Source organism: Bacillota bacterium, from assembly GCA_013314855.1.
Lineage (GTDB): Bacteria > Bacillota > Clostridia > Acetivibrionales > DUMC01 > Ch48.
This window is the reverse complement of sequence record JABUEW010000081.1, coordinates 1-19,166: the sequence shown is the minus strand read 5'-3', so window position 1 is coordinate 19,166 and position 19,166 is coordinate 1. Positions and strand designations below refer to the sequence as shown.

Here is a 19,166-nt window from a genome sequence, read left to right as displayed (position 1 = left end):
TGTTTTGGGATATTCAGGATTGATGAGAAAATATATTCGTGCTATAATATTAAAATATTCATTCACATGAGGTTTCGGGGACGGAGGTTTCGGGGGGAGGTTTCGGGGACGGGGCAAAAAACGTTAAAATACATTTGGGGGTTGAAATAATATAGAATATATGGTATAATTTTACTTAGGTGGTGTATAATGGCAAGAGTAGCTAGAAGAATAAGTAAAACAGGATTATACCATATTGTTTTTCGAGGAATAAGCCGACAGAATATCTTTGAAGAATCACAAGATTATGAGAAGATGCTAAAAAAATCAAGAAAGTTAAAGATGAATTTGAATATAATATATATGCCTATTGTCTTATGAGTAACCATGCGCATCTATTTATTAAAGAGAAACATGAAAGAGATATTGTAAAAATTATGTCAAAGATATTGAGTCAATATGCTGGATGGTTTAATAGGAAATATTTGAGAAATGGTGTATTGTTTGGAGAACGATATAAAAGTGAGGCAATTGAGGATGAAAGATATTTATTTTCATTAGTAAGATACATTCATCAGAATCCACGCAAAGCAGGTATGGTAGATAAATTGGAAGATTATAAATGGAGTAGTTATAATGAGTATATAAATCCAAATAATAATTCGTTAACAGACACCCTATTTATCCTGAATCGATTTTCCCAAGAAACAAGTAAAGCTATTGAATTATTTAAAGAGTTTCACCAAAAAATTTGCAATGAAGATTTTGAGATTGCGAATGGAAGAAGAAAAAGTGAAAATAGTATCAAAAGAATAATCATGAGTTTGATTAATGGAGAACATCATGAGGAGTACTGTGAGGAAATGATTAGTATGGAAAAGAATGAAATTATAAAGGACTTATGGTAAAATAATGTACAATAAAAAATGTGATAAGTTATACAAAAAAGTTGTGATATGACTCAATAAAATCAACTCTTGCAGAAATGACTTTTGAGGGTGGAAGGGATACCGAAAGGGATTTGTTTGGCTGCTTTGGCGGATATAAAACCAGGCTTGGTAAAAACACCGCAGGCAAGCCTTGCCCTGCATGCGGCGATATAATTAAAAAAGAAGCCTATATGGGAGGAAGTATCTATTATTGCCCAACTTGTCAAAAGCTTTAAGCTATAATTGCAAGCAAAAGTTATACAAGCAAAAGTTATAATTGCAAGGCAAGGATTGTTGCCCGGCAAAAAACTGAACATAGAGAAAACGCATTACTGTCATATATGATAATATTTAAGGTGGGATATGCAAATGCCTCCTATAAGTTTGCTGATTAAACCGGCTTCAAGCAACTGCAATCTAAGGTGCAAGTATTGTTTTTATTATCCGATAGCGGAGAACAGGCAGACTGATTCTTATGGCATGATGGATATAAAAACATTGGAAACTCTTGTAAGGAAGGCGCTGGAATATGCTGACCATGCTTGTAGTTTCGCGTTTCAGGGTGGGGAACCTACCCTGGCAGGGCTTGATTTTTTTAGAAAGTTGATCGAGTTTGAAAAGAAATATAATGTTAAAAAAGTACAAATAAACAATGCAATTCAGACTAATGGTATGGTTATTGATACCGAATGGGCAAAATTCCTTGCTGAAAATAAGTTTTTAGTAGGGCTTTCGCTTGATGGACCAAAGGATATCCATGATTCTTACAGGGTAAGACCGAATGGAAAAGGCTCCTTTTTGCGTGTCATGGAAACAGTAAACTACTTCAATAAGCATAATGTCGAATACAACATTCTTTTTGTAGTAACGGCTGATGTAGCGAGACATATAAACAAAATTTACAGCTTTTATAAAAAACATAATTTCAGGTATTTGCAGTTTATTCCATGCCTTGATCCGCTTGGCAAAAAACCGGGAGGATACGAATATTCGTTGACTCCCGAAAGGTATGCCTATTTTCTGAAAACATTGTTTGATCAATGGTATGCCGATGTGATTAGAGGAAATGTGATTAGCATAAGATATTTTGATAATATTGTAGGAATTGCAATGGGTTACAGGCCTGAAGCATGCGGAATGTCGGGCGTATGCTCCTGCCAGTTTGTTGTTGAAGCAAACGGAGGAGTTTACCCATGCGATTTTTATGTTATTGATGAAAGGTATCTTGGCAATTTAAAGAATTCTTCATTTGAAGAGATAAGGAATTCCGAAGCAGCCAACAAATTTATAGAAGTTTCAAAATATGTGGATCCTAAGTGCAAGGAATGTAAATGGTTTAACCTATGCAGGGGAGGCTGCAGAAGAGACAGAGAACCCTTTGAGGAAAACAGGCCGGTATTGAATCGTTATTGTTCGGCTTACATGGAATTCTTCGAGCATGCAGGAGATAGAATATTTGAATTGGCAAGAGCGTTTTCACAGAGACAGTAATCTTATACTATATTGACGAATTGTATAAATTTAATATAATATATATAATATAAATGGGCAAAAGCCCAAAAAGAGGGGGTTATATCATGAAGGAATTTGATATTGTGGTTATTGGAGGTAGTGCAGCGGGTATAACAGCTGCAATTACCGCAAGAAAGCATTACCCGGAGAAAAGCATTCTTTTGATCAGGAAAGAAAGTCTTGTTTCTATACCTTGTGGAATTCCCTATGCATTCGGAATTGTAGGGTCTCCCATGAAGAACCTGATACCGGCTGACAATATACTTTCAAATAATAAAGTAGAATATGCAGTTGATGAAGTTATGGGCATTAATAGAAATGAGCATATTCTTACTACTAAAAGCGGAGAAATGTTTAAATATAGAAAGCTAATACTTGCAACAGGCTCCAATCCAGTTATTCCTCCAATACCCGGTACGGAAAAGAAAAATATTTTTGCAATAAATAAGGATGTACCCTATTTACAGAACATGATTGAAAAACTGGAGAAGGCAAATGACCTTTGCATTGTGGGATGTGGGTTTATTGGAGTGGAAATTGCAGAGGAATGCCGCAGAAGACGTCCTGACCTGAATATAAGCATAGTTGAGATGTTAAGCCACTGCTTGCAGTTGGTTTATGATGAGGAATTCTGCATAAATGCCGAAAAGGTGCTGAAAGAACAGAATATTAATTTGCTGCTGGATGAAAAAGTTGATGCATTTCTTGGATGTGAAACTGTTGAGAGAGTAAAACTCAATAGTGGAAAAGAAATAAAAGCGGACATGGTAATAATGGGAATAGGCGCAGCTGCGAATATAAAGCTTGCTGAAGCAGCAGGTCTTGAAATTGGTCCTACAAAAGGAATCCAGGTCAACAGGTATATGCAGACCAGTGATGATGATATATTTGCGTGCGGTGATTGCGCCGAGAAGGTTTCATTTTTTGATGGCAAGCCATCCGGTTTAAAATTAGCTTCAATAGCAACAATGGAAGCAAGAATGGCTGGTGCAAACTTGTTTTCAATACGACGTGTCAATATGGGTGTAATTGGAGTATATTCAACTGTATTAGGTGGTAGAGCTTTTGCTGCAGCAGGTTTGACAAAGTCACAGGCAGAGGCGAAGGGCTATAATGTTATTGTAGGTGAGTCTGAAGCTGTCAACCGTCACCCCGGGTGTATGCCGGGAGCTGCTAATCTAAAAGTAAGGCTGATTTTTGAAGCCGGAAGCGGTGTCATATTAGGTGGTCAGATTACCGGAGCTACCAGTGGTGGGGAACTTATCAATGCAGTAAGTGCATGTATAAACCAGAGAATGACAGCTGACGATATTGCTACGTTTCAAACCGGTACACATCCTGCCCTTACTGCATCTCCTATCGCCTATCAACTGGTAAATGCTGCGGAAAACGCTATTGGGAATATGTGCATGAAGTAAACTCTTAATAACCGATAAATATAAAGATTGATTTTTATTTTCAATAAGAAAGAAAAGGGAAAAAGGATGAAAGGGCGCAGAGAATCCAATTTTGCCTATAACTTGATGGTATTAACCTATAAAATACAAGATTTGTTATTTAAGCCTGATAATATCTTAGATGAATTTGGAATCGAAAAAGGTTTTACTGTAGTGGATTTTGGGTGTGGACCCGGACGGTATATTAAGCAGGCATCAATGTTAGTAGGTGAAACAGGAAAGGTGTTTGCCATAGATATTAATGAAATAGCTATAAAACATGTTGAAAAATGTATTGCGAAATTTAACCTTCATAATGTTATTCCTGTTTTATATAAAGATAACTGTAGTGAAATTGCAAGTGAAAGTGTTGATGTGGTTTATGCATTGGATATGTTTCATCAGGTTGATAATCCAAAAGAATTCTTAGGACAGCTTTACGGAATAATTAAAAATAATGGATGGTTTATACTGGAAGATGGTCATCAATCCAGGGAAGTAACAAGAAGCAAAGTAAGGCAGTCTGATTTGTGGATAATTGATACCGAAAATGAAAGATATTTAAAACTTTTACCGGTAAACAGATAAATACGAGGTAATATCAATGAGTTTTTGTCCGGATACGGTTTTTTAGGCAATAAGTATTATGGACTAAAATACCTTTATAGCCTTTATCATACCGGTGGATTTACCAGCTATATGCCTGTCCCATACGCATACTTTTATGGTGGCTTCCGTATGAGAAGAAGGTTCTATCCGTTCGGAGCATTTAGAAGAGGACGCGGACGGGGGTTTGCATGCAGAAGATGGTTATGGTAGCTCATATTGAAACTGGCTCATATATTGATAATTTATGAACCAGGCAGAGAAGAAGAGATAAGTATGATTCTGTTTTCTGTCTGGCATTTTTTTATTTGTTTGAATAATTCAATATACTTAAGAATTATAACAGGGGGTATTGTAATGGCTGCGAAAATTAATGGTAGTAAATGTAACGGTTGTGGGGCATGTGTTGATGTGTGTCCTGTTGAAGCAATCAGGATTGAAAACGGAAAAGCGTTGGTTGGTGATGAGTGTATTGAATGTGGGGCATGTGTAAGCGAGTGCCCTAATGAAGCAATAGAGGTTTAATATAACCTGGAAAGATATATAATAAAATTGGAGGATATTAGCAGATAATAGTTTTTGGGCCTGTTCCGTCAAGACGCTTAGGCCAGAGCCTGGGAATAAATAATATTCCACCCAAGACATGTTCTTATTCCTGTGTTTACTGTCAGATCGGAAGGACAAACAGGATGCGGATTGAGAGGTGCAAGTTCTATAAGCCTGAAGACATATTTAATCAGATGGAAAAAAAGATGAAGGAATTGGATGCCAGAGGACAACATGTGGATTATATCACATATGTTGCTGACGGAGAACCTACTCTTGACGTAAACCTTGGGCAGGAAATTGATCTGTTGAAGAAATTTAATGTAAAAATTGCCGTAATAACAAATGCCTCACTGCTATGGATGGATGATGTTAAAAAAGATTTAATGAAGGCGGATTGGGTATCGTTTAAGATAGATGCTGCAGATAGCAGTGCATGGCATAGGGTAGACAGACCTCACGGCTATTTGGATTTAAATAAAATCATGACAGGCGCATTAGACTTTGCCAGGAGCTTTAAAGGCACATTAGTAACGGAAACAATGCTTGTGAGCAATTATAACGACAGAAAAGAATGTATCGATGGAAGTAGTCCAGGAGCCCGCCCGGATAACCTGCTATTTCCGGGCAGACTCCCAGGTCCGATGAACAAGAACCGGATATAAGGCGGTTGACTTGGAGCGGATGAGTTTGCCGCCACGCAATTGAGATATTTGCCAATATGATAAGATAATTTAATTAATTTTATTCCATGATGGCGTTATCTTCGAGATAATCCATAACCGCCCGGTTAAGCGCAATCAACTTAAGATATGGCATGCCGTAAAACTCCTTGTACTCCGAGTAATCCTCCATCTTCATGTACTCTGTGAAATATTCCGCCACATCATCATCGGTGACGGAAATGCCGGCATCTTCGGCAATAGCCTGAACAATAAGATAGAATGTAGCGGTTTTTGTATTATCGTCAAGGGACTTTTCAAGCAACTCCTCAGTAGTTGAAACGCCCACATAAGTGTTCAGGAATTCCTTAAGGTCCATGTTGTAATAATTCGCATAATCCTGATAATAGCTGATCAACGAGTTTTCCTGATATTTAAGGAGGCTATTGGGAAGTGATGTAACGGTTGTATTCTCCATAATGTATTCCTGCACGTAGCCTGATACGGCTGAGCTTTTCAGAGAATTCCTGATATCCGCTTCCATATCTGCAACGGTATTCCAGCCGTAGGACGACGACAAGTTTTCCGCAACAAAATCGTCGGTCAACTCGGGTGTGATTGTTTCGACGATATAGTTCAGTGTTACTGCGAATACGGCATCTTTTCCATTGAGTTCTTCGTTGCCATAATCCTCAGGGAACGTCACCTCAATATCAAATGATTCACCTGGAGTATGCCCGATAAGCTGCTCAAGGAAGTCGTCAATATAGCTTGTAACTCCGATGGTAACCTCTGTGCCTAAACCTTCGGTGCTTCCTCCGTCAAATTCCACTCCATCGATACTGCCGACATAATCGATGTTGACTGTATCGCCATCTACAACCGCACGATCTGTTATTTGCTTTTTAGAGGCGTATTCGGCCAGAATAGAGTCAATTTCTGTTTGTACGGATTCGTCCGAAATCTCGTGGATATTGCTTGGTATGGATATTCCCACATATTCACACAGCTCGACATAATCCAGCGCTCTGATGTTTTTCCAGAAGCCGTTGTCGTCAATGCTATCACTGAAGTTGAAGCCGGCAGCTGACGAAGCATCTTCCGAAACATCATCAGTCTTTTTATTGGAAAAGAAACTGAAATATGCGACCAGTGCAAGGGCAATGACGAGAATTAGGGCCAATACTGTTTTAAATTTTTTCATTTTGCACTCTCCTTAATCCATATTGTTTGTTTCAGGCATATTGAGGAGGTGTACTCAATCAATCTTGAAACAACTATTTTCTATTATACACTATACACTAAAAAAGTGATGAAAATGTGAACATTTTATGAAACATTTTTGGAATGATGATTTAATGATGTTTCCTGCTTCAGGAATTCTTCCGTCTTTGCGTGAAATTTGGTATACTATAAATAAGAATTGTGTATGGGAATACCAAAAATGGAAAATGAAAAATTATTCCAACAGAATTTAATAAAAACCAAATGCAGCCAGCCTGAGATAAACAACCGCTTGATTCTTAGAAGCCGTCTTTCCGAGAGACTGAACCGGGCGCTTACTCATAAGCTCACTATTGTATCGGCGCCTGCGAAGGGGAGTACTATTATGAGCAACAGGATTCAAGATGCGCTTCCCTGTCTTCTTTCGGCAATCGATGAGGCAATTGACTCCGAGTGCCCCAGAGCGCTTGTACCTGCCATAACAACCATTTCGCGAATAAAAAGAGCGCAGGGCGATATGAACGGAGCCTTGCATGTAGTGCAGGAATATGAGGGATGGCTTGAAAAGCAGGGCAAACCTCATTGGATTTATATGCTTAATGCTTTTAAAACACGTTTGCATATTGATTCCGGAGGTACAAAGAAGGTTGAAAAGTGGTTTGCATCATGTAAACTAGGCATCTATCATGAAATAAGCCGTGCGAAAGAATTTGAGCTGATTGTGTATGCAAGGGTACTGATGGCAAAGGGCTTATTGAGTGATGCGGACATATTGCTCAGAAGGCTGTTAATTTTTGCCGAAGGAGCGGCATGATTGCATAGCGAGGTTGAGATACTCAACCTGCTTGCTATTGCGGCTGCCGGCATGGGCGATGAAGCGTATTCGATGCATTATATTGAAAAGGCTCTTGAGATAGGCAGTAAAGAAGGATATGTGAGAAGCTTTGCAGATGAGCTTGCTCCGATGTACGATTTGCTTAAAACATATGTGACATACCGGGGAAATAAGAGCGTGCCCGCGGCTTATGCGGAAAAGTTGCTTGGGTGCGCTGTAAAAAGTATAAAGGTGATAAAAACCGTAGAAAGTGGTATTAGTCCATATTTAATAAGTCATCTAACCCCCTGGGAAAATCAAGTTTTGCATCTGCTTGCGGATGGACTGTCAAATAGTGAAATTGCAAAAGAATTAAATATAGCTCTTAGTACTGTAAAATACCATAATGTTAACCTTTTCGGAAAGCTGGGAGCTAAAACCCGGCTTGAGGCTATAAATAAAGCAAGGAAGTTGGCCTGCTTGATTGAAGTTATTGAAGTTATAAATAAAACAAAGAGGACAGACTTCCGGCTTATCGGCAGGAGAGCCAGTATTCCTTACTATTCTTTTCCATTTTCCATCATTTTTAGTTCCGTTTTTTACAAAAATTTATATGCAATATGATATTCAATATGCAAAAAAATTTTCATTGACAAGTATTAGCAAATATTGTACAGTATTGAACATGCTTTTTAACTAAGAGCAATAAACTTTTAAGGCAAGTTTGTAAGGCAAATTTGCCAAATGTATTATGACACTTGATGGAGAAGAAAAGATGAAAAGCGTAACAATTGAAAGGAATCTTACAGAAGGTAATGTGGCAAAGCAGCTTATTAAGTTTGCCCTGCCTTTTATGCTTTCGAATTTGATACAAACTCTTTATAATGTAGCGGATATGCTGATCGTCGGAAATTTTGTCGGCCCTGCCGGAGTATCCGGGGTTAATATAGGCGGACAGGTTACTTTATTAATTACAAATATCGTTGTCGGTTTAAGTGTTGGCGGGACTGTTGTCATTGCCCAGTTTCTGGGTTCAGGAGACCGAAAAAGCATGAATGAATCCATAAAAACACTGATTACGTTTCTATTAATGGCGGCGGTTATCATTACCGTACTGATGATGATTCTGTCCGATGCGATTCTCGTGTTGATCCGCACTCCGGAGGAGGCTTATGGACAAGCAAAGAATTATCTTAACATTACTTTATCGGGAACGGTTTTTATTTTTGGATACAATGCCTTTTCGGCCATTTTGCGTGGCCTGGGCGATAGCAGACGACCACTGATTTTTGTTACCATTGCCTGTGTAATTAATATTTTTCTTGACCTTCTGCTTGTAGGGGTATTTGATATGGCATCAAGCGGCGCGGCGCTTGCAACAATTATTTCTCAGGCTGTCAGCATGATTTTCTGCATCATCTATCTGAAACACAGTAATTTTGAATTTGATTTCAAATTCAAATCCTTCCGGTTTTATAAAAACCGGTTCTTCATGCTGATGCGTGTAGGTACTCCCATTTCGATTCAAAATGTCATTGTTAACCTCTCGTTTCTCGTTCTTACTACTATTGCAAACGGTATGGGGGTAAGCGCATCGGCTGCTATCGGTATTGTGGGAAAGTACAACGGATTTGCCATACTGCCTGCCATTGCGGTAGGCTCATCGGTTTCGGCAATGGTGGCTCAGAATATAGGAGCGGGCATGATTGATCGGGCCAAAAAAACTTTTTATGCCGGATTTATGCTTGCTTTTTCAGTATCGTGCGTGGTATTTATAATAACACGTTTGTTCCCGGAACAGATTCTGTCCATGTTTGGCGATGATCCGGATATGATCGCTTCCGGGGTGGAATATATGCAGACTTTTACCCTTGACTATTTGATTGTGCCTGCCACATTCTGCCTGAACGGAATCATAACAGGCTCAGGACATACAATTGTTTCTTCGGTTGGCGGCATTATGTCATCGCTTGGGTTTCGCATTCCGTTTGCAGTGTTATTTGGTGAGGTCCTTAAGATGGGTATGTGGGGATTAGGACTGGCAGCTCCGCTCGCCAGCCTTGGCGCGGCTGTTATCATATTTATTTATTACCTCACCGGAAAGTGGAAAATAAGCAAAGTTATCAAAAGCAGGTAAGGTTATATATAATACCGGAATTAAAACCTATAAAAGCAGTTGCCTTTTTCATTCTGATATAACCTCGCATCATAATTTTGGCTCAATGAATTTGGTTTATTTGTTATTGATCTTATTGATGTTCAAATATTCAGGCGCTAAAGGGATTAATAATCCTAAGACCTTTATAATTGTATCCTTCCTGCATATCTTCACTGAATAATATCTTGCATTCTCCTTTTAATGCTGATGCAATTATAAGGCAGTCATAAAATCCAAATCCCGTATCTCTTTTTGTATCAAGAGCCTTTTTGTATATATCCATGCCCGGAAATATGGGGCATATAGGCATAAGATAATTTTCAAGGAAGGTTTGGCAATCGTCTATACTGAGAGGTATTTCAAATTTTTTTAAAGCAACATTACAGAATTCTTGAATTACCTGAAAGCTTATAATTCCCTTTCCTTCTTCAAGAGCATACTTTACAATATCTATTGCTTTTCTGTTTTTATCATTATCTCTTTTATCAAAGAGATATATTATGATATTTGTATCGATAAAATACTTATCTTTCGTTAAGCTCATCCCGGGTGAATCTCCTTCCGGCCTTGGCATAGGATACTCTATTAATGAAATTTTCAAATTCTTCACTGTTTTTATCTTTGGAATAACTATACAACCATTCTCTAAATAGCTCGTTCAACGTGGTATTATTTTCTATCGCTTTTTTACGCGCTTTTTCAATTATATGCTTATCAGCACTAAATGTTATATTCTTAAGCATTTTCTCCACCTCCGTTATAAATATACACTATTTTCGTGTTAAAATCAACCACCTACAATAAATCTCCGACAAATTTGTTGCTTAAAACGAATATATGCTAGGAAAACCGGTATTTGACCGCCATATTTTTCTTGACAAAAGAAAATGCAAATGAGTATTGTTATAATTGTATTATTTTAACTGTTATGATAAACTCAATACAAAGAGGAAGGTAAGACGCGGGGGAAGAGAATAAGTGAATTTGCGTGAGATAAATCAAATAAGCAGAAAACTATTGGAATATGATAAGGCGAGAATAACTGAAAAGAAGCTAAGGCAGTATATTTCTGTTACGGAGTATGAAGAGTATTATAATATTGTTGTTGAACTTGTAAAAAACAACATCATTGCACCTGTTAAAAATTCCGGGTCAAATGGGATGTGGCCGCCGCTTCATAAAAGATACAATATAATAAAGCCTGAATGCAAATATGATGAAATTATTCCGGAAATCCGCATATTGCATGACAAGCTGAACATTGAAGGCTATCTTGCAAATCCTGAAAAATACAAAAAGCATAAGCCCTGGGTTTTGCTTTTGGACGATTTTCTTAAAACTAATTTTAAAAGTCTTGAAACGCCTTTATCCATTAACGAGAGATCTTTTCAGGTATTTAAGAAAGACATTGAAAACTTCATATTGTCCATAAAGCAGAACATCTATAATGTAGATGTTGAGCAGTATGAAGCGCTAATAAAGGGCACATATGCAATGCTGGCGGAAGAATATGAGACTATGGAAGAGATCCAGAAGATGATCCGGATGGCTGAAGAAAAAATCAAGGAAGAATTTCAAATGAGCAAGGGCTTTGAGCAAAAGCTGGCAAAAGCAAAAGCAGAGATTATGGAGATCCATCATAATATCGGTATTGTAATAACCGAGCAAAGGGACTTAATCCTCAACAGGTACAGCTTGACGGATTTGTACATTGATACCATAAGAAAATCCTTTGAGTTCAGTTTTGAGAAAAGATATGATTTTGAGGAAACCGTGCTAATTAATCTTGAACGCTATAATAATGTTTTAGACAATTGCTTAAGCTTGCTTAAGCCGCTGTTTTTGCCCGACAGGAAGAAAATAACGGGCATCGGGGATATCTATGAACCCCAGATAATTTACAAAGAGATGCAAAACCAGGATTCCCACCTTGTTAAGGGAGGTAAATAAATGAATTTCAATGAATTGGTAAAATCAAGAAGGAGCATCAGAAACTATCTTGAAAAGGATGTATCAGATGACTTAATTTTAATGTTGTTAGATTCGGCACGTTGGGCTCCAAGTGCTGGTAACTGTCAACCATGGCATTTTTATGTAATAAAGGACAAGGAAGTAATATCACAAGTCTTTGAAAAGGTATATCATACTGATTGGATATTAAAAGCGCCTGTTTTAATTATTGTTTGTGCTGACATTTCAAAATCGGAGCAGCGATATAAAGAAAGAGGACGCGTTTTATATTGTATTCAAGATACAGCTGCTGCTGTTCAAAACATATTACTTTGTGCAAGAGAACTTGGATTAGGGGCTTGTTGGATTGGAGCTTTTGACGAAACAAATTGTGCTGATATATTAAGTCTTAGTGATAATCTGCGACCTGTAGCAATTATTCCTATTGGTTATTCCGTAGATGAACCATTAGCACCTAAACGCAAACCTATTGATGAAATTGCTACATTCATATATCCGAAAGATAACGAAGTTAAAGTTAATATTGTTAATACAGGAGTGAGAAGATAACGTTTATATTGAGCTTAATATAAGCGCTATTTATTTGCAACGCACCTTTTGGAAAATGATAGTGACTTGCGCTGCATACATGAACTCTTGTGGCATGTAAGCTCTAAGATAACAGAGATTTATACCCATATTAATTTTATATGTGCTAGGACGGATTGATAATAAAGAACCAAGATTAAATTCTTATGAAAATACAAAAGAGAAATTAAAAGAACTACTACAGGAATTTGGTCCGCCACCTTTGATAAGAACAAATTATCCATTTATTCGTTTACAAAATGATGGAATATGGGAGGTAACCGGCAATAAGATTCTTGACCCCAAGAAGGACTGAAGTGACAAAACACTTATTGAAAACAACTCGTTTGGCGGATTTTCTGAAGAAGTTTATTTGACTTTTCACTTTATGTAACGAAAAAAATTGATATGCAATAGCATTTAAGGCACCGCTGTCCGTGGCGGCTTGGCTTTGCTGGGTTCTCCACTTCGGAGAACAACGGCTTCACATAAGGGCTCGAGGGAATAAGCATGAAGTAGGGTCCTGAAGTGAGAGCATGAAGAAGGGCTTGCCATACCGATTCACCGGGTGCGGAGCACCGCCAGCGAAGAAAAGCTCTGTGAGCCCGGTTAATCGGCATCGTGAAGCCAATCCGTTCTGTGAAAGCGGTTTTTCAATCTGACAATAACTCTGTAGTGTTCTGATATATAAAAAGGAGGGCCATAATACTGATTTAGTTTGAAATATCAATAAAAATAGATTATAATTATTTACAGGAACTTACTATTCTAATTTCTTGTGAAAGGTGATAGTAATGGACAAAAAAGAGAAATATTTATATTGGTTAGATATTGCTGAGTATGATATGGTTACAGCAGAATCAATGTTTAATTCCGGTAGGTACTTATATGTTGTTTTTATGTGTCAACAAGCTTTAGAGAAGTTGGCGAAAGGATTATATTCTTACTACATAGATGACAATGTGCCTCGAGTTCATAATATTAGTTTTATTTTTAGCAAAGTTATAGATAAACTTAATATTGAGGCAGATGATAAAATATACGCTTTGTTTGATAGGCTTGCAGCTTACTACTTACAAGGCAGATATCCATCTTTTAAAGAAAAAATTTCACAGATTGTTGGTAAAGCTGAAGCAAAAGATACATTGGATGCATCGAAGGAGGTATTCAGATGGATGATATCCTTAAAAAAGTAGAAGAGATTGCACGGGATTATGTGAAAGAAGTTAAAAAGCATGTAAGAGTTAACAAGGCATTTCTTTATGGATCATATGCAAAAGGAACATATGATGAGGGTAGTGATTTGGATATTGCAATATTTTCGGAAAGCTTTAAAGACAAGAAGTTTGTTGAAGTGACCGCCTTTTTATTTTCTTTAGCGAGAAGATATAAGGAAATATGTATTGAACCAGTAGGTTTTTCAGATATTGACATGATAAGTGATAATCCTTTTATAAAAGAAATAATAGATACAGGTAAAGATATATCTATACATTAAGAAACTTATAAATGAAGAAACTTATAAATGGTGCAGTAGTTGATGTACAAGATAAAGTCCAACTATGCTTTTTAAAAGGGAAAAACCGACTCCACATAGCAATGCGCCTGCATAAGAGGCATAGCAGGATGTAAGTTTGGAGAAGTATTGCAAGAAGTTATCCTGCCCGCATGTATCAGCCTAACCGAGTTGGTAGGTGCATTAGCCCGCGAAATTTCATTGGGCATAAGCACCTCCCTGTAAGGCTGAACCACGTCGCAGACGCTGGACTGTTACACTGTATATCCTAGGAGTCTGCTCGAAAAGGCGTACTCATGAAAGAGGAAGTGTCACTTCCTGCATTCAGGATACTTCAAGGGCAGGTTCTAATGCCATTTGCTCGTTCCAATGCAGGCGCAAGCCATTTGGCCTCCTGCCTCAGGGCATGCGCCTGCAGCATCCGTGCCGCAGGCTTGTCAAACTTGATGCTGCATTCGAACATCATTATGGCAAAGAACCTGCAACCTCTTGTATCATGATGCAGTCCATGACCATTCCTCTTGCAGTCCGCCTGGTTAACCTGGTATTTTCGGGCAGGCTCCTAGAGGAGAAGGACTCTGTAGGTCCGGTTCAGGAACATCGGGCATCCATGGCTGTTAGATGAAATGAGGCGTAAGGAACGCCGCGTCCTGCGGCGAATAAGATTTATGTGTTATTCTACAAATATGGAAAGCGAGTAATATTCAATGAAAACACTAATTATAAATGGATCACCACGTAAGAATGGAGGAACTGCATATTCCGGCTTATTCGGATGCTCCCGAATGGCGCAGTTATTCTTGTAGATGGCGGTGACGGATATGTGCACACTGCAATAGCTATGGCAAAACGATTGCTACGCAATATGGGTTGTGAATACAAAGGCTTTGTGTACTGTTCAGGTACAAATACCATTTCTGTAAATCTTTGGCGCGGCTTTCAATATCATCTTGCCAGCCAATCCTAAAATATGCAAAATATACTTTGCATATTTATTGATAAAAAGTGAATGTTCAGCGTGGATTATACAGCATTTCAGATAACTTTTTCAGTTTTTGGTACAGATTTGTGTTCCCTAATCTGTCTAAACTTGAAGCAGGTGATATAGATGGTGTATATGAATGCTCGGTCAAACCGTTTATTGATAGCTATGCATCCAAAGCATTTGAAAATGTATGTATCCAATTCTTAAGGAAAATGAATGCCCGGGCTTCTCCACCGAAGAAGAAGGGGTCTGAGGGTCCGGTTGAGCCGGTCTTGGGCATGTTCAATGATATCTGGCAAGGGAACATTATGCACGCTATCGTTGCGGGTTAAATGAAAAAATTTAAGGAGAAAAACAAAACATGAGCAAAAAAATTTTTACATTAGGATGTTGTGGACTTGATTGTGGTTTATGTCCGAGATTTTATACCGAAGGCGCTTCGAAATGTCCTGGTTGTTACGGTGTTGATTTTGAAAACAAACATCCTTCCTGTTCATTTATTACATGTTGTGTTAAGAAAAAAGGCTTAGAGGTTTGTGGTGAATGTGGAGATTTTCCTTGCTCCAGATTTGATAAAGAGACAGGGGAAACTGATTCATTTATAACGCATAGAAGAGTTATTCAAAACCAGAATTATATAAAGGAATATGGGATTGTTGCCTTTATTGAGCAACAAAATCAAAGAATGAGTTTTCTTCAGACTATGCTTGGATGCTACGATGATGGAAAATGCAAAAGTTTTTTCTGCCTGGCAGTAACATTACTTTCGCTTAAAAGCCTAAGTGAATCATTAATAAAAGCGGAAAAAGAAATAAAAGAAAGGGGTATTGATAAAGAAGATTTAAAAGTTAAAGCGAAAATAATAAGAGAGATTTTAAATCAATTAGCTAGTGAAGAGAATGAAGAGTTAAAATTAAGAAAAGCAAAGAAAATTTAAAATCTGCAATGAATGAATAGGTATTAGATTTATTAGAAAAAGTCTGCATAGAATTACAAGAGACAAAGAATGAGGTATGTAAAAATGGAAATAAAGGGATTTTTGTATCTGCAATCCATACAGGGAAATTGAAAACCGGATCAGGATCTTCTGATGCGGATATTGAACCAATAGATGCAGCAAAAATATATGTGAATGGCTAAATAAAGTAAGTTTAGCGGATTCCGGTAATCATATTCAACCTAGAATAGGTGACTTGCCATGGTAAGAGTATTTGGGATTTGCCATCATGCGTTTGCTAACCAAGGCGGTGCCTGCAAACCTAAGTCGAAGCGTCACGAAGGCTTGCAGCCACCTGTAAACTTAGGCACTTCTTGAGTGCAGAGACATTATATATATGAAACGTTGCCTGTTCGACGCCCGGCCTATGGCCGTCGATCGAATTATAACTATGCCTTGGGCACGTCATGAATGCGGGATTTATTCTCTAAAACTATACGCTGAGTAATTAATTGCTATGTACTGCAGCGAGTGTGGTAATGGCTCTAAAATGTTTATTACAAAGTAGCATGAAAAAAATTGCATATGGAAAAAGTTTCATATTTATGTTGCATTTTGATAAATAACATAATATAATATGTGCAAGTTACAATAAGGTTTCAGATTATACTGATGAAGATTGTGTTTTGATTCGTCCCTTCTATTGTGTTCCTAATTAGTTACCCCTGAAAAATGAGGACAAAGAACTTTGAAAAATTGCATTTAAAGCAGGAATTTTGAAGTAAAATGTCGAATATATACAGTATTCAACAAAAATTCAATACCTGAGGAAGTGTTCAAAATGCCATATCCGACACATATTGTCGCAGCAGGCGGTTATGTTTTTGACAAGAAAGGAAATGTTCTTATTGTAAAAACAGTAAATAGAGGTTGGGAATGCCCCGGAGGACAAATTGAAGCAGGAGAGAGCCTTGAAGAAGGTGTTTTGCGAGAAATCACGGAGGAAAGCGGGATAAAAGCTTCTGTTAGATGCCTGGCAGGGATATCTTCCAATGTAGGACAGCATTTATTCTATGATGGTATTACAACTGTTCCAACTAAGGTTATGTTTGATTTTATATGCGATTATATAGAAGGTGAACCGGCAGCTTCAAATGAAACCATAGATGTCATGTGGGTTCCTAAGGACAAGGTTTTAGAATATATAACATCTCCTGTGAGTATATTTAAGTTCAAGTATGTCCTGCAATTTAATGGCAAAATTCACTATTGCTCATATGTTACATACCCCGAATTTAAAATTTTGTCATCTCGATATTTATAAATTATATTGTCCATATAGCCTGCAAAATCGACCAAACAAAAGCTGTAAAAATTATGCAAAGCGCTGAAAATAGAAAATAGTTAAAAATTTCTATATAAAATCCCTAACAAAACCGTGACGGATACATACACCTGCGGGTATTTTGATTAAGAAATAAATGATGGAGGGGATGATACCGATTTAGTAAGTATTATGGCCATACTAAGTCGTATTGAAAGGTGAGGATAACATGAAGAAATATAAAATTTTAACTTTATCTATATTTTTTATCTTTGTATTGGTTTACATTACGGCATGCATGTTAAATAACTTGCCCGAAGATGTAGTGGGTTATCGGATAATAAAAAACTCGATACCTGAAGTTACTTTAAAAGATACCGATACTAAGATGGGTTCAAACGGTATCAGCTATAAAGAGCTTGGCTATAAAAAAAGTGATTTGCCTTATGATGAAGTTCGAGATTTTTATTCTGACGTAAGCGTCGTAAGAAAGGGCAAAAAATATGGCCTTGTCAATTCGGACCTTGAGGAAGTTGTCCCTCTGGAATACGATATGATAATCCGTGCATCCTATTTCGGTTCGAAATCTGGAGCTATTGGAAATGTTGATAAGATTTATTATGCTCAAAAAGGGAATAAATGGGTAACCATTGATTTAAATACATGGGAAATATGTAAATTTGTCGCGGTTGGTAAATCGAGCAATATATCAAGCAATCAACCGAGCAATATGACATCAGATGCTGATATATTTTTGTTGGAAAACTGCAGTGCTATTGTCGTGGAAGGAGAACTTGTGTCTTTTGAGTATAACGGCGAGGAGCTTTTGATAGATAATAAGGAAGGATTTAAGCTATTACCCATGTATCGAACTGAATTTCTTAGCGACATAAACATGCTGGTTATAAGAAAAGGCAATGAGCATGCAGCTTTTAATCCTCTTGATATTGATGGAAGTGTAGCAATGTGGAGACATATAGGTGATCAAGGCACGGTTTTTTTCCCTTATAGTTGGCTTGATGAAACTCCTTGCAGCTTTTATGACGTTAAAGTTTATACTTCAGGATTATGCTTTGAGTATGCATTTAGGAAGATTGCTAATTTGCTCAATGCGGATTGGAAAAAGCGAGAAAAAGATCAAATTGCAGAGAAATACTTAGAAGCAAAGATTATTGAAAAAGGCATAGATGTTAAAAGTTTATTGAAATCTATTTGGAGTTATAATCCTTATTGGACGAAAAAAGGGTACAGTCCCTTTGAAAAACCAACGCTTGTTTGCCCAATGATAAATGAATAATCAGGTAAGCAATTTATAATGTTACATAATTTGGAGGATGTATTCGTTATAAAGAATATGAAGGACTACCATCCGTAGATGCGCCACGAAGCGCATAAATGCCAGTTGGTGCAAGTCCAACTCGACTAAGAGCCATTCAGCCGAAAGGGGATGAGAATACAAAGAAAAAGTCAACGGAGGAGGCGGTTTTCAAACCAGAAAGCAGTCCAATACCTTATAAAAAACCATAGGTTGATAAACATGGCGAAGGCTCCTTCGGTGTAACTTGTGAATGCTTAGAGATGAAGTTTGTTGGAAAGCCGTATTCGGGAGAACCACACGTACGATTTGACGAGGGGGAAAGGGCATCTGTGCCTTTTTCTACTCTACGGGATAGATTTGTTGGGTTGGGCTTTGGAGAATTGGTTTATTTGCATTAATATTTTAAAGCGAACTATAGTAGGATACTCGTATGAGTTGTTATTAACCTAACACGGACAAGCCGGAACCAAAAAGGTTTATAAGAAGTCAGAATTCAGGAGTCAGGGGTCAGAATAAGAGGATGGTGTAGTAATAAAAAATGTTTATAAACTCGCACCGCACATGTTATAATGAAATCATACTATGGACAAAGGTGTGAGGACATGCTTATTACAGAAAGATATAGAGAAAAAATCTATGGAGTCATATCGTGTTACGACAGGATTGTGATTCAGGGGGTAAT

At 37.6% G+C, this 19,166-nt stretch carries 23 protein-coding genes; 20 read left to right on the top strand and 3 right to left on the bottom strand.

All coding sequences use genetic code 11. From position 1 onward, the window contains the following. The first annotated feature begins 189 nt into the window (after positions 1-189). The 8 genes from HPY74_13780 to HPY74_13745 all read left to right on the top strand — a co-directional run bounded on the left by HPY74_13780 (position 190) and on the right by HPY74_13745 (position 5,673). A complete protein-coding gene (locus HPY74_13780) occupies positions 190-360 on the top strand; it encodes a hypothetical protein (protein NSW91719.1) in 171 nt (56 codons plus the stop codon). Further along, positions 306-887, top strand: a complete 582-nt coding sequence (locus HPY74_13775; protein NSW91718.1) for a transposase — start codon at positions 306-308, stop codon at positions 885-887. The genes HPY74_13780 and HPY74_13775 overlap by 55 nt, the downstream gene beginning before the upstream one ends. A gap of 77 nt (positions 888-964) precedes the next feature. Then, positions 965-1,144 carry a hypothetical protein gene (locus HPY74_13770; GenBank protein ID NSW91717.1) on the top strand — a complete coding sequence of 60 codons (180 nt, stop codon included), beginning with the start codon at positions 965-967 and terminating at the stop codon, positions 1,142-1,144. Between the two features lie 133 nt (positions 1,145-1,277). Further along, entirely contained in the window at positions 1,278-2,399 is a 1,122-nt protein-coding gene (locus HPY74_13765) for an anaerobic sulfatase maturase (GenBank protein ID NSW91716.1), read from the top strand. A gap of 86 nt (positions 2,400-2,485) precedes the next feature. Further along, a complete protein-coding gene (locus HPY74_13760; GenBank protein NSW91715.1) occupies positions 2,486-3,838 on the top strand; it encodes an FAD-dependent oxidoreductase in 1,353 nt (450 codons plus the stop codon). A gap of 66 nt (positions 3,839-3,904) precedes the next feature. Then, positions 3,905-4,444 (top strand): methyltransferase domain-containing protein, encoded by a 540-nt coding sequence (locus HPY74_13755; protein NSW91714.1) that lies wholly within the window; start codon positions 3,905-3,907, stop codon positions 4,442-4,444. Between the two features lie 375 nt (positions 4,445-4,819). After that, positions 4,820-4,987, top strand: coding sequence for a 4Fe-4S binding protein (locus HPY74_13750; protein ID NSW91713.1), 168 nt, complete (start codon positions 4,820-4,822; stop codon positions 4,985-4,987). Positions 4,988-5,031: 44 nt separating this feature from the next. Next, entirely contained in the window at positions 5,032-5,673 is a 642-nt protein-coding gene (locus tag HPY74_13745; GenBank protein NSW91712.1) for a radical SAM protein, read from the top strand. Between the two features lie 79 nt (positions 5,674-5,752). Here the strand turns inward: HPY74_13745 and tig are convergent, their stop codons facing one another. Then, entirely contained in the window at positions 5,753-6,874 is a 1,122-nt protein-coding gene (gene tig / locus HPY74_13740; GenBank protein ID NSW91711.1) for a trigger factor, read from the bottom strand. Between the two features lie 240 nt (positions 6,875-7,114). Here tig and HPY74_13735 point away from each other — a divergent pair, with 240 nt between their 5' ends. The 3 genes from HPY74_13735 (at position 7,115) to HPY74_13725 (ending at position 9,845) form a co-directional block, all read left to right on the top strand. Further along, a complete protein-coding gene (locus HPY74_13735) occupies positions 7,115-7,708 on the top strand; it encodes a hypothetical protein (GenBank protein NSW91710.1) in 594 nt (197 codons plus the stop codon). Beyond that, positions 7,709-8,332: a response regulator transcription factor gene (locus tag HPY74_13730; protein ID NSW91709.1), complete on the top strand. Its 624-nt coding sequence runs from the start codon at positions 7,709-7,711 to the stop codon at positions 8,330-8,332. It abuts the gene before it with no gap. 151 nt (positions 8,333-8,483) lie between these two features. Continuing rightward, a complete protein-coding gene (locus HPY74_13725; GenBank protein ID NSW91708.1) occupies positions 8,484-9,845 on the top strand; it encodes an MATE family efflux transporter in 1,362 nt (453 codons plus the stop codon). Between the two features lie 130 nt (positions 9,846-9,975). Here the strand turns inward: HPY74_13725 and HPY74_13720 are convergent, their stop codons facing one another. Beyond that, positions 9,976-10,410, bottom strand: a complete 435-nt coding sequence (locus HPY74_13720) for a PIN domain-containing protein (GenBank protein ID NSW91707.1) — start codon at positions 10,408-10,410, stop codon at positions 9,976-9,978. Then, positions 10,391-10,609 (bottom strand): hypothetical protein, encoded by a 219-nt coding sequence (locus HPY74_13715; GenBank protein NSW91706.1) that lies wholly within the window; start codon positions 10,607-10,609, stop codon positions 10,391-10,393. The genes HPY74_13720 and HPY74_13715 overlap by 20 nt, the downstream gene beginning before the upstream one ends. A 235-nt stretch (positions 10,610-10,844) precedes the next feature. On the opposite strand from HPY74_13715, the gene HPY74_13710 reads away from it, so the two are divergent. The 9 genes from HPY74_13710 (at position 10,845) to HPY74_13670 (ending at position 18,463) form a co-directional block, all read left to right on the top strand. Beyond that, positions 10,845-11,816 (top strand): hypothetical protein, encoded by a 972-nt coding sequence (locus tag HPY74_13710; GenBank protein ID NSW91705.1) that lies wholly within the window; start codon positions 10,845-10,847, stop codon positions 11,814-11,816. Next, entirely contained in the window at positions 11,817-12,386 is a 570-nt protein-coding gene (locus HPY74_13705) for a nitroreductase family protein (GenBank protein NSW91704.1), read from the top strand. A gap of 48 nt (positions 12,387-12,434) precedes the next feature. After that, the gene (locus tag HPY74_13700) at positions 12,435-12,545 is read left to right on the top strand and encodes a hypothetical protein (protein NSW91703.1); all 111 of its coding nucleotides are present in this window, start codon (positions 12,435-12,437) and stop codon (positions 12,543-12,545) included. A gap of 653 nt (positions 12,546-13,198) precedes the next feature. After that, the gene (locus HPY74_13695; GenBank protein NSW91702.1) at positions 13,199-13,600 is read left to right on the top strand and encodes a HEPN domain-containing protein; all 402 of its coding nucleotides are present in this window, start codon (positions 13,199-13,201) and stop codon (positions 13,598-13,600) included. Continuing rightward, positions 13,576-13,902: a nucleotidyltransferase domain-containing protein gene (locus HPY74_13690; protein NSW91701.1), complete on the top strand. Its 327-nt coding sequence runs from the start codon at positions 13,576-13,578 to the stop codon at positions 13,900-13,902. The genes HPY74_13695 and HPY74_13690 overlap by 25 nt, the downstream gene beginning before the upstream one ends. 1,023 nt (positions 13,903-14,925) lie before the next feature. Beyond that, on the top strand, positions 14,926-15,237 hold the full coding sequence (locus HPY74_13685; protein NSW91700.1) for a hypothetical protein: 312 nt from the start codon (positions 14,926-14,928) through the stop codon (positions 15,235-15,237). Between the two features lie 29 nt (positions 15,238-15,266). Continuing rightward, a complete protein-coding gene (locus HPY74_13680; protein NSW91699.1) occupies positions 15,267-15,842 on the top strand; it encodes a DUF3795 domain-containing protein in 576 nt (191 codons plus the stop codon). Positions 15,843-16,683: 841 nt separating this feature from the next. Beyond that, positions 16,684-17,166, top strand: a complete 483-nt coding sequence (locus tag HPY74_13675) for an NUDIX domain-containing protein (protein NSW91698.1) — start codon at positions 16,684-16,686, stop codon at positions 17,164-17,166. 229 nt (positions 17,167-17,395) lie between these two features. Continuing rightward, on the top strand, positions 17,396-18,463 hold the full coding sequence (locus HPY74_13670; protein ID NSW91697.1) for a WG repeat-containing protein: 1,068 nt from the start codon (positions 17,396-17,398) through the stop codon (positions 18,461-18,463). The last annotated feature ends 703 nt before the right edge of the window (positions 18,464-19,166 follow it).

Coding starts and splice junctions, on each gene's coding strand:
- HPY74_13780 (NSW91719.1), top strand. CDS start 190: ATGGCAAGAGTAGCTAGAAGAATAAGTAAAACAGGATTATACCATATT.
- HPY74_13770 (NSW91717.1), top strand. CDS start 965: ATGACTTTTGAGGGTGGAAGGGATACCGAAAGGGATTTGTTTGGCTGC.
- HPY74_13765 (NSW91716.1), top strand. CDS start 1,278: ATGCCTCCTATAAGTTTGCTGATTAAACCGGCTTCAAGCAACTGCAAT.
- HPY74_13760 (NSW91715.1), top strand. CDS start 2,486: ATGAAGGAATTTGATATTGTGGTTATTGGAGGTAGTGCAGCGGGTATA.
- HPY74_13755 (NSW91714.1), top strand. CDS start 3,905: ATGAAAGGGCGCAGAGAATCCAATTTTGCCTATAACTTGATGGTATTA.
- HPY74_13750 (NSW91713.1), top strand. CDS start 4,820: ATGGCTGCGAAAATTAATGGTAGTAAATGTAACGGTTGTGGGGCATGT.
- tig (NSW91711.1), bottom strand. CDS start 6,874: ATGAAAAAATTTAAAACAGTATTGGCCCTAATTCTCGTCATTGCCCTT.
- HPY74_13735 (NSW91710.1), top strand. CDS start 7,115: ATGGAAAATGAAAAATTATTCCAACAGAATTTAATAAAAACCAAATGC.
- HPY74_13725 (NSW91708.1), top strand. CDS start 8,484: ATGAAAAGCGTAACAATTGAAAGGAATCTTACAGAAGGTAATGTGGCA.
- HPY74_13720 (NSW91707.1), bottom strand. CDS start 10,410: ATGAGCTTAACGAAAGATAAGTATTTTATCGATACAAATATCATAATA.
- HPY74_13715 (NSW91706.1), bottom strand. CDS start 10,609: ATGCTTAAGAATATAACATTTAGTGCTGATAAGCATATAATTGAAAAA.
- HPY74_13705 (NSW91704.1), top strand. CDS start 11,817: ATGAATTTCAATGAATTGGTAAAATCAAGAAGGAGCATCAGAAACTAT.
- HPY74_13695 (NSW91702.1), top strand. CDS start 13,199: ATGGACAAAAAAGAGAAATATTTATATTGGTTAGATATTGCTGAGTAT.
- HPY74_13690 (NSW91701.1), top strand. CDS start 13,576: ATGGATGATATCCTTAAAAAAGTAGAAGAGATTGCACGGGATTATGTG.
- HPY74_13680 (NSW91699.1), top strand. CDS start 15,267: ATGAGCAAAAAAATTTTTACATTAGGATGTTGTGGACTTGATTGTGGT.
- HPY74_13675 (NSW91698.1), top strand. CDS start 16,684: ATGCCATATCCGACACATATTGTCGCAGCAGGCGGTTATGTTTTTGAC.
- HPY74_13670 (NSW91697.1), top strand. CDS start 17,396: ATGAAGAAATATAAAATTTTAACTTTATCTATATTTTTTATCTTTGTA.